This is a genomic window from Halobacillus sp. BBL2006, from assembly GCF_000786645.1.
GTDB lineage: Bacteria > Bacillota > Bacilli > Bacillales > Halobacillaceae > Halobacillus.
In genome coordinates this window covers 1-10,143 of sequence record NZ_JRNX01000530.1, presented here as the reverse complement: position 1 = coordinate 10,143, position 10,143 = coordinate 1, and the positions used below count along the sequence as shown (strand labels likewise).

Annotated in this window: 9 protein-coding genes; 2 read left to right on the top strand and 7 right to left on the bottom strand. The window is 42.4% G+C overall.

Annotation, left to right across the window (positions count from 1 at the left end; all coding sequences use genetic code 11):
- Positions 1-58: 58 nt before the first annotated feature.
- The 3 genes from LD39_RS15305 to LD39_RS15295 all read right to left on the bottom strand — a co-directional run bounded on the left by LD39_RS15305 (position 59) and on the right by LD39_RS15295 (position 5,656).
- A complete protein-coding gene (locus LD39_RS15305; RefSeq protein WP_035549100.1) occupies positions 59-3,136 on the bottom strand; it encodes an efflux RND transporter permease subunit in 3,078 nt (1,025 codons plus the stop codon).
- Entirely contained in the window at positions 3,137-4,471 is a 1,335-nt protein-coding gene (locus LD39_RS15300) for an efflux RND transporter periplasmic adaptor subunit (RefSeq protein ID WP_035549098.1), read from the bottom strand.
- A gap of 561 nt (positions 4,472-5,032) precedes the next feature.
- A complete protein-coding gene (locus LD39_RS15295; RefSeq protein WP_231572591.1) occupies positions 5,033-5,656 on the bottom strand; it encodes a hypothetical protein in 624 nt (207 codons plus the stop codon).
- Between the two features lie 281 nt (positions 5,657-5,937).
- Here LD39_RS15295 and LD39_RS22740 point away from each other — a divergent pair, with 281 nt between their 5' ends.
- A complete protein-coding gene (locus LD39_RS22740; protein WP_156112666.1) occupies positions 5,938-6,108 on the top strand; it encodes a hypothetical protein in 171 nt (56 codons plus the stop codon).
- Positions 6,109-6,142: 34 nt separating this feature from the next.
- Here the strand turns inward: LD39_RS22740 and LD39_RS15290 are convergent, their stop codons facing one another.
- The 3 genes from LD39_RS15290 to fabZ form a co-directional block, all read right to left on the bottom strand.
- The gene (locus tag LD39_RS15290) at positions 6,143-6,457 is read right to left on the bottom strand and encodes a hypothetical protein (RefSeq protein ID WP_035549094.1); all 315 of its coding nucleotides are present in this window, start codon (positions 6,455-6,457) and stop codon (positions 6,143-6,145) included.
- A 229-nt stretch (positions 6,458-6,686) separates the two neighbouring features.
- Positions 6,687-8,111, bottom strand: coding sequence for an S-layer homology domain-containing protein (locus LD39_RS21835; RefSeq protein ID WP_052158896.1), 1,425 nt, complete (start codon positions 8,109-8,111; stop codon positions 6,687-6,689).
- A 160-nt stretch (positions 8,112-8,271) separates the two neighbouring features.
- Entirely contained in the window at positions 8,272-8,694 is a 423-nt protein-coding gene (gene fabZ / locus LD39_RS15280) for a 3-hydroxyacyl-ACP dehydratase FabZ (RefSeq protein WP_035549092.1), read from the bottom strand.
- Positions 8,695-8,808: 114 nt separating this feature from the next.
- Between fabZ and LD39_RS22735 the strand changes: the two genes are divergently transcribed.
- Positions 8,809-8,952, top strand: coding sequence for a lmo0937 family membrane protein (locus LD39_RS22735; RefSeq protein ID WP_156112665.1), 144 nt, complete (start codon positions 8,809-8,811; stop codon positions 8,950-8,952).
- 67 nt (positions 8,953-9,019) lie between these two features.
- On the opposite strand, the gene LD39_RS15275 is transcribed toward LD39_RS22735, so the two are convergent.
- The coding region (locus LD39_RS15275) for a class I SAM-dependent methyltransferase (protein WP_231572590.1) at positions 9,020-10,143 on the bottom strand (1,124 nt) is incomplete at its 5' end.

Here is a 10,143-nt window from a genome sequence, read left to right as displayed (position 1 = left end):
ACCCCCTCAGGTTATTCCATATATTGGATGACCTGAGGGGGTTAATTTTTACATTAATTTAGTCTTCTACTCTTCTTTTAAAGAAGCGAGTGATCTTATTGGATAAATCATCGAAGTACGTGTAGACGACTGGGATCAATACTAAGGTGAAGAAACTTGAAACCGTCAAGCCGAAGATAATCGTCACAGCAAGCGGCTGCTGAGCTTCTGCTCCTCTACCGATTCCTATCGCAAGAGGCACCATCCCAAGTATTGTCGTTAGAGTCGTCATTAATATAGGACGAAGACGGTTCGGGCCTGCTTCTAAAATTGCCTCATATCGATCATAAGATTTTCGCCTTAAAATATTGATGTAATCAACAAGAACAATAGCGTTGTTCACGACAATCCCTGCAAGCATGATAATCCCCACAAAGGCAGGAAGACTGAACGGCAGACCTGTGATGAAGAGTCCACCCGTAATACCGATGATTGTGGCTGGAAGTGAAAACATGATGATGAACGGGAATAAGAAATTCTCAAATTGGATCGCCATAACAGCATAAACAAGAAATATGGAGAAAATCAAAGCCAATGATAAATCACCAAATGCATCCTGCATATCTTGGGCTTGTCCGCCAATTTCATAGGAGTATCCATCTGGGAAATTGAGGCTCTCGAGCTCTGCACGAACTTCCTCCGTTGCCGTACCTAAGTCGATACCCACGACTTCTGCTTCCACATTTACTTGCGGCTGCTGATCTTGACGTAAAAGCGAGACAGGACCTTGGACTTGGTCAAGATTCGCTATTGTTGCAAGTGGAATGAGACTTCCGCCTGGAGTTTGAACAGACATCCCTTCTAAGTCAGAAATTGTTTGACGTTCATCTTCCGGGAAAATTAAGCGGACATCCAACTCATCGCCACCGCTGCGATAACGAGTTGCAATTTGCCCATTAAAAGCGAGCTGTACCTGCCCGATTACTTGCTGATATGTGAGACCGTATTGAGCGGCTTTTTCACGATTGACATCGATTTGCATTTCCGGCCTTCCTTCATCAGTGGAAGATGTGGCATTGCTTACTCCATCAATATCATTCATGACATAAGCGACTTGATCGGCAAGCTGATCAAGAACTTCGTACTCTGTTCCATTCAATTGAACTTGAAGAGGAGCACCTGTACCTAACCCTGCATCCAATTCACTGACTTGAATTTCCGCACCTGGTAGGTCAGCAAGGGATTCATCGATTTCTTTCATCGCCTGTTGTGTCCGGATTTCCCGGTCACCTGGGTCTACGAGCTGGATCGTATAATTCGCAAAATCAGAAGAAGTGTTTCCGATTCCTCCCCCAAAGCCCCCGCCACCAATAGAAAGATAGCTGACTTCAATGATGTCACTAAATTCTTCAATCCGCTCATCCACTTTGTTGGTGAATGCCTCGGTTTCTTCCATCGATGTTCCCTCAGGCATATTTACATCGATTTGAATTTGTCCCTGATCAGATGGAGGGATAAATTCTGTTCCGATGAGAGGAATGAGCGCCACACTACCTCCAATTAAAGCCAGAGTGATGGCAATCGTTGTTTTTCTAAACTTCAACACCCATCTTAGCGCAGCACGGTAAACGTCATTAACTTTATCCATAAAACGATCAAACCAGTACCTGCGTCCATTTTCTTTCAAAGACTTGGTCAATAGTTTGGAAGAAAGCATAGGAATGAGTGTAATGGAAACTGCCAGAGAGGCAATCAACGCGAACATGATCGTCAGCGCCAATGGTGTGAAAAGCTCCGATGCAATTCCTTCTACAAATATGATTGGTACAAAAACAACTAGAGTTGTAGTAGCAGATGCTATGACAGCTGGGGCAAGCTCTGAAGCCCCCTTCTTCGCCGATTCTGTCATGGAGTATCCTTGCTGGCGATAACTTACGATGTTTTCCAGTATGACGATTGAACTGTCGACCATCATACCAATTCCAAGCGCAAGTCCCCCCATCGTGAGCACATTCAGCGTCTCCCCTGTAAAGTACATGAGTGTGAACGTGGAAATGATGGCAATTGGAATGGAAAGTCCGATGACGAGTGTTGCGCGCACACTTTTTAGGAACAATAGAAGCACAAGAACTGAGAAGATTCCACCTAGAATAATATTCAGCACGACACTGTTAATCGAGATTTTTATAAATTCAGAGGTATCGAGAACGATCTCTGTCCCTACTCCTTCAGGTAAATCACCTTTAACTTCGCTAAGCGCCTCACGAACCTGGTTCGATGTTTCTACAGTATTGGCATCCGTTTTTTTAAGAATAGATAAGACTACCGAGGATGATCCATTCACTTTCGAAATCGTATTCGCATTATTCTGTACTTCTTTCACTTCAGCGATCTGATCGAGCGTAACCTTGGCCCCTGACTGGGATTGGATAATGGTATCTCTCACATCTTCAATTGATCCGAATTCACCTTCTACCCGTATTTGTAAATCTTTTTGCCCTTTACTAATCGATCCGGCAGATGCCGATTGGTTGGAAGCGCTCAAGGTTTGGACAATCGTCTGAGAATCAAGACCGTACTGAGACATTTGTGCACGATCGACAAGGACCTGGACTTCCCGTATCTTCCCACCTTCAATACTGACAGAGGCTACCCCTTCCTGCCTTTCCAAAAAAGGAACAAGACGGCTTTCCGCTACCTCCTGCAATTTCTCTGGTGTATCGCCTGAAAGTCCTACAGTCATAATCGGAAGCTGCTGCGGGTCAAAACGTAACACGTTCGGTTCGCCTGCTCCGTCTGGCAGCAGTCCTCTCACCTGATCGACATTTTCACGGACTTGCAACAGCGTACTATCTAAATTCACGCCTGTATTAAATTGCATTAAAACAAGAGAAGATCCAGCCTGCGATTGAGACTGGAGGACTTCTAACCCTTCAATTGAGCTCACTGAGGATTCCAATGGTCGGCTGACAAGTTTTTCCACTTCCTGGGGTGCTGCTCCTTCATAAGGAGTGGAGACGACAGCAATTGGCAGCTCAATTTCTGGATAAAGGTCAATCGTCAAATTTCGCAAAGAAACAAATCCTAAAGCAAGAATGGCCGCTACAACCATAATTACTCCAACAGGACGCTTCACTGAGAGATTAACAAGCTTCACTTAAGCGTCCTCCTTCATGATAGTAACCTTACCACCATCTGAAAGAGTCAATTGTCCAGTCGTGATGACCTGGGCATCAGCAGGGAGATCTCCGTCGATAGCTGTACGATCTGTCTGTGACTCTATGATTTCCACATCAACTCTTACAGCTTTCTTATCAACCACATGATACACATACGCTTCATTTGCATCCTCAACGACAGCGTCTGTAGGGACGATCCATGTATTTTCGACTACAATTTCCGGAAGTAGAAAAGTGGCCATCATCCCTGGTTTGATTTTCTCTTCTCCATTATCTACGGTCGCCTCGACAGGATATAAGCCCGTATCATCGGGTACTGACGAAACGTATTGAATAGTGGATGAGACCGTTTGGTTAATCGAATCAATTTCAACTTCAAGCTCTTCACCTTTTTCAAATAAAGGCAGTTGCTCTGCCGTTATCGAAGCCGTAACTGTCATAGGGTTAAGTCCTACAACTGTTGCAAAAGGCTGTTGATTCGTCACGAAATCTCCTTCGCTTGCACTTAGTGACGAAACCTCTCCGGATGTCGGAGCCGTAACCGCTTCATTTGCGGTTTGCTCTTTAGCTTGGTTCAGTTGTACGGTTGCTTGCTCTACTTGCAGTTCCGCTTGATCGACTCCAACTTTTGCCTGCTCCAACTGTTGCTCAGCCTGATTGAGTTGAGCCTCTGCTTGAGCGACAGCGGAAGTGGATTGAGGCTGTTGGCCTTTCAATTGCTGATATTGGGCTTTGGCCTGATCCGCACGGCTTTGTGCCTGCTGATAGAGTGCCTCTGGAACCGAGCCTTCATCGACGAGTTTTTTGGTCTGATCCGCTAATTGCTGCGCTTGTTCGTATTGGGCATGCGCCGCTTCAATCGCTTGTGAGCTCTGACTTTTTTCTGACTGAGCAGCATCTTTTGCAAGATTCACCTGTTCTTCAGCATTCTCGACTCCAAGTTCAGCTTGCTCCTTCGTGATTTGAGCATTCTCCAGCTGTTTCTCAGCTTGACGTACAGCCAGTTGTTGCAGTTCAACTTGACTCTCTCCATTACCAGGGTCTACTACGCCGATGGTTTCTCCTTCTTTTACTCGATCTCCTTTTTCAACGTTTAAGGTTACAAGTTCCCCCGGCGTTCTGGCTATTACTGGAGAAGAGTCAGCAGTCGATGCTCGTCCAGCAATTTCCCGATCTATGACAAAGTCATCTTTCACCACTTTTTCTACCTCTACAGGTGTCACTCTCTCTTTTTTCACTTCGTCCGTATCATCACCAGAACAGGCGGCTAGAAGCAAAACCACCAACAACAGCAGCATGGAAATTCTTTTCATGCAAGACTTCCTCCCCTTTTATGTAAAAAAAACGCTTTCTATGTGTGGGAATTGTTCACTTTCCTTTACAAGATAGTTTCCCCTGTCAAGCGAGTTCAATTCTTTATCTATAGCGATTTTAACGCTCTGACCAAGTAGTCATAATTATGAATAATGTTACTAAAGTGAGAATTGTAATGCAACTTGTAGACGTCTGACTGAAATGACAAAATTGTGTCGGTTCTATTAAGTGTGAAATCGCCTTGCTCAGCCCTGTCTAGCTTAAGAACAATTGTGCAGTGAAGTGAATCTTTTCACGCAACTGTTGGACTTAAGACCACGAGGGACTATACACCAAAACTCGACCTGAACTGGTGGGGGTAGAGGAAAAAGGGAGAACAATGAGAACTTATGTAAAACGATCGTACAGAAGCGAGGGGAAATACCGCTAGTCGCTAGTAGCTTTAATCGGACATTTTTAACATGGAAGTGACCTGTAGAGGCTCTATATACACATGCAAAAATCTTGTTGCCAGCCTGTACCAACAAAAAACCGGACCCGTGATTGGGTCCGGTACTCTCTTACTGCAGGGTATTTCCGAGCTGAGCAACGATCAAGTCTAATTTCTTCACCTTCGGAAGCTCGTATCCGCGGAAGCGCTCTTCAAAATGTGCGAATACAGGTTCTAAGGCCTCATCATTCATAAGTTCCCCATAAGTCTTGAAAGCATGTTGGTACTGTCCAATATACCGCTTCATTTTTTTCTCAAACCCGGACAGATGATAAGTAGAGGAGAAATCGAAAGCTTTGACGATATCACCATCATAAGTAGGGAATTCCGGATTGATCGTGTGGAGCATGGAAGCCGCTAATGGAAACTGCATAGTCGGATTTCCTTTATGGTTCTTGACTTCATACAGGCTTTTCGTAATTTGGACGATATTCGGGCGCTCATATCCTCGTTGTTCTTCCATCAACTTGAAGTAATAGGATTCAAATTCTTTCGTCAAGCTCGGATTATCCAACCTGAAGAAATGTCGGAAAACAAATTGATAAAGGGTGTCATCGGGTACGTACGTATCCTTGTATACTGTGTGAAGATACACATATACATCTAATTTTTCTTGTGGGATACTGTTGATCACTCTCTCATAATCTCCTAATAATAAATCTTTCAAATCACTAGCCGTTCTGTATTTCATCATTAATCACCTCTATTCGCTTATTCCACGCACTAAAAACTAGGAAACTCCAAATTGTAAAGTTTTTATGAATCTTGTCTTACTCTTATTCTACATAAGGCGGAGGTATTTTCCAACAGATTTCAAAAAGCTGCACTAAGTAATTCTTAGTCCAGCTTTTCGATTCACATTTCATTCATTTATTCCGATAGAAAAAAAGAGGAATCTTGTAGACGTAAAAAAGGATAAATAGACTAGGAGCAGGCTGTTCTGTGCCTGTCTCGACGAGAAAGCAGGAGTGATTCATGAAGGCAAAAACTTTTTCGATCATAGGATTTTTCGTGTTCTTTATCGGTATGGCATTGTTTTTATTAGATTTCTTATCACCTCTTAAGTTTTTGGTGCCTATATTTACGATCGGCGGTATATGCATCGTTATCATTGCTACTTTCTTAACTTTTCCTAAACAAAAATAATAGCCGCTCAAATCAGCGGCTTTAACGTTTAGTCTTATTCATTCCCGTTGTTCTTGTTATCTTGACCATTATCCATCGTATCATCATTGGTCATATCTTCTTCCGTCGCGTCATTCTCACCATCAGTCATATCTTCTTGATCCTGGTTGTCTTCACCATTCATATCTTCTTCTGTTTCATTTTCGTCCATATTATTTTCTTCCATGTTCCCTTCGCCATTTTCTTCCTCTTCATTCATGTTTTCTTCTGTATCGTTTCCTTCCTCCATCTGCTCATCTTCCGTAGCACAAGCTCCCAGAATAGAGAATGTTAAAAGAGCGATTAAAAGTTTTAAAGGCAATGTTTTCATTTGTCTTTCCTCCTTTTTGGTGATTACACCAGGTATTTTTCCCATAGGTTAACGTTTCATACCAAATTATGGTGGAGGAAAACGCCAGCAGGTTGCACCTAAGAAAAAGCAGAGGATTCAGAACCTTATGACCATCATGATGTTGCTAAGTTATTCAATTTGCCTAAGGTTCTCATTTTCCTGGATAATGAAAAACACTCCGGTATTCCCCCGGAGTGTTGAAGATTATTTATCTAAATTCATCATTAATGGAGCGCGCAAGGAAAGTAGCGAACTGTTCCCTTGTAATTCTTTGATCAGGTCCAAATTCTGTCTCACTTACACCTTTTGTAATTCCTGCGGCATAAAGTTTTTCAACAGCGTCTTGATACCAGTCTCCATCTTTCACATCAACGAAGGGCTCTGTTTCCGATGCCTCAGGGAACTGATAGACCCTTTGCAGGAGGACAGCCATTTCTCTTCTTTTCAGATAAGAATCTAAGTTGAAACGGTTATTGTTATCCCCTTTAAAAATCCCTTCATCCGCTAACGCAGCAACTTCGTCATAAAAATCACTGCTCTTTGGAACATCAACAAAACCTGGGTCTGGGCGATTAGCCAAGGAGATATTCTCTGCACGTACCAGGAATAATGCGGTGTTCTTACGTTTCAAAGGATCTTTGTAACCGAACTCATCTTCACTATAGCCTTTAAGGATGTTCATATCATAGAGATATTCAATGGCTTCAACAGAATAATTATCTGTAGGTAAATCTTTAAACTTATTGCGAAGATAAGCAGATGCCACATATCCTTCTATTCCATTTTCCAGCTGGACCGGATAAAAAACAAACTGGTTTTGGATACCTGAAGTCTCATATTGAGCAGGGCCAGTTACAGTTGCTAGCTGTCCTTCTTTCAACGTCCCCACTTTCTGCGCTTTTGTAGAAGGTTCTTTTCGAATGTTCAAGTCCACTGTTGAACCGATCGTTTGACCTTCTTTGAGAAGATGTTTCGTCTTTGTAAATGGTAATAAGAAATGATACTGATCTTTTTTGAACTCGATATTCTGATCACTTTCTGAATCATACTCAAAATCTTCAGCATCGAATTTTAATTCAGTAAGATCGTATCCGACGGACTGATTAATACTTGCAAAGATTTTTTCTTGATATGCTTCCTCATTTTTATCGCCAGTGGATTGTTTTACGGGACTGTTAATTGGCTTTGTTCCATTGTAAGCTAAAATAGCAAAGTACCAATGCTCGATAACATTACGATCGGCACCATTAATGACAGGCAAATCGTTTCGTTCGAAATTATCGCTGAGGATTTTGACACCTGCCTCTATGTTATAAGAAATATCATTTTTCAATTTTTCCTGATTGAAAGAAGGCTGGTTGGTCAACTGCATAATTCCGATACCACCATCAACGGAAGTCAGTGGGTCGCCATTTTCATCGAACTGTTTCCAGCCGCTTTCTTGTTCTGCAATAGCCTTCACAATCTCAGCTGGAACATCATATTTGATCGCCGCTTCGGTTAATAAACAGTTCGTCATCTGATAATCAGGGTTTTCCCCTGTCTTTACCTCGTAATTACATTCTTGTTCAACATTTTCTTCAGCCTGTACATATGTACTTGAAAAAACAGCGATGGAGCTCAACACAGTCATCGCAGCCGCTGTCTTTAGTACTTTACCTATAGTAATGATGTTACAACTCTCCCTTTAATAGATTGATAGATTCGAACTAGTCCGTCTAGAATTGTACCATAATATTCCTTATTCACCAATCTGCATTAAAAAACCCGGCTTGGTAAGCCGGGTTTAGATTTTATTTTAATGCAAACATGATTTCCGCTTCACACGCAACTTCTCCGTCAACAGTAGCTTTTGCTTTCCCTTTCCCCATTGGTCCCTTGAGACGAACGATTTCGACTTCCAGCTTCAACCGATCACCTGGTTTAACCTGACGTTTAAAGCGGCATTTGTCGATACCTGCGAAAAAGGCTAGCTTGCCCTGGTTTTCTTCTTTCTTCAGCATGGCCACCGCCCCGATTTGAGCAAGTGCTTCTGTGATTAAAACACCTGGCATAACTGGGTAATCTGGAAAGTGACCCTGAAAGAATGGTTCGTTCACTGTAACATTTTTATACCCGACAGCGCGCTCGCCTTCCACGACCTCTTCTACTTGGTCGATAAGAAGAAACGGATAGCGATGCGGAATGATTTTTTTGATTTCTTCGATATCTAACATAATTTGGCTCCTTTCGCACATACTACCCTTATTATAAAGGGCGATAAGACATTCGACAAAGTTTATTTAAAAGAATGTCGCTATGCTTACTATTTGTATAAGGAGGTAAAAACTATGCTTTGGACTATTTTGATTGTCTTGTTAGTATTATGGCTGCTTGGTGTTATTGGAGGAATTGCCGGGAACCTTATTCATTTATTGCTTGTCATTGCACTAATTGTACTTATCGTGCGACTTGTTCAAGGGCGTTCGCGTTAGTCCGTACTCAACCCTATAAAAAAAGTCAGCTTCGGCTTCAAAATGCCAAGGCTGACTTTTTTACGAATTAAGAAGAACGTGTATATTCTTTTGTCGATTGCGACATGAATGTCTGCTCCGAGCTTCCTGCTATCTTTGTATGCCTCATTTCCTTTACAGGGGCACTTGGGCATAGCCAAAAAGTAAACCATGACCCTTCCTTAATGATTGGATCTAAATCAAACATATCGAATTCACAATACGCTGAGATTTCTTTAAGCTCCTTTTTGTTAGGTAAAGAGAATAGATTTGAATGGGCAACAAAGAAACTGTTGAAGGCTGAAGAAAATGCTTCTCCGTGCTCCGTGTCATTGATGGGGGTGATCACGGAAACCAGACCTCTCCGCCTGACGTACTGATGGATATGATTCAAAAGCTGGTGACGATCATCCGGATGGATATAATGGAAAATGTTATGAAGAAGAACGAGATCGGCCTTTTCGTCTCCCTCCGGTTTCCACTCACTTATGTCCCCGACCTTATATTCGATGTTTGGAAAGCTGTCTGAAAGCGTTCTGGCACGCTCGATTACTTTATGATTAAGGTCGACACCTATCATACTTATATTAGGGAATTCTAAAGCGAGCTTTCTCAAATACCCTCCATGCCCGCAGCCTAGATCAACGATTGTATCAACGTTGCGATCGCGAACCATTTTTTTAATCTTTTTAATGGCGAAATGTTCAAGGAGTGCTGAAGTCTCAGCCACTACTTCTCCATGTAACTCATGATCAAATATCGCCCGTTCCTGAGATTTCATGATGTCAGGGTACTTCAGCATCGTCGGAATGTGGAGTTCCATGATTTCTTTTAATAGAGCTTTTACTCCCGGCGAGTCATCTTCCCCCATTAAAGATGCACAGCGTCTTTTAGAAGTGCGATACCTGTCATTCGGACGTTTCTTCAAATGCTTGACAGCGACTCCTACCTTCACCCATGAAGCGAGTAAATCAAACGGATAACCTGTTTTTTCACTTACCGCTTCCACAGTTCTCGCAGTTTTAAATTCATTGAACAAGTCCAATTCAGATCCTACATAGGCATGCCAGTTGGGAAGGAAAGACTCATTCTTTTTCATCCACTTTCTCGCCTGCATAGCTGTTACCCATTCATTCATTTGACCCATCCTTTCTATATCTTGCCTTCCATGGA

Coding starts and splice junctions, on each gene's coding strand:
- LD39_RS15295 (WP_231572591.1), bottom strand. CDS start 5,656: ATGATGAAATACAGAACGGCTAGTGATTTGAAAGATTTATTATTAGGA.
- LD39_RS21835 (WP_052158896.1), bottom strand. CDS start 8,111: ATGACTGTGTTGAGCTCCATCGCTGTTTTTTCAAGTACATATGTACAG.
- LD39_RS22740 (WP_156112666.1), top strand. CDS start 5,938: ATGAAGGCAAAAACTTTTTCGATCATAGGATTTTTCGTGTTCTTTATC.
- LD39_RS15300 (WP_035549098.1), bottom strand. CDS start 4,471: ATGAAAAGAATTTCCATGCTGCTGTTGTTGGTGGTTTTGCTTCTAGCC.
- fabZ (WP_035549092.1), bottom strand. CDS start 8,694: ATGTTAGATATCGAAGAAATCAAAAAAATCATTCCGCATCGCTATCCG.
- LD39_RS15290 (WP_035549094.1), bottom strand. CDS start 6,457: ATGAAAACATTGCCTTTAAAACTTTTAATCGCTCTTTTAACATTCTCT.
- LD39_RS22735 (WP_156112665.1), top strand. CDS start 8,809: ATGCTTTGGACTATTTTGATTGTCTTGTTAGTATTATGGCTGCTTGGT.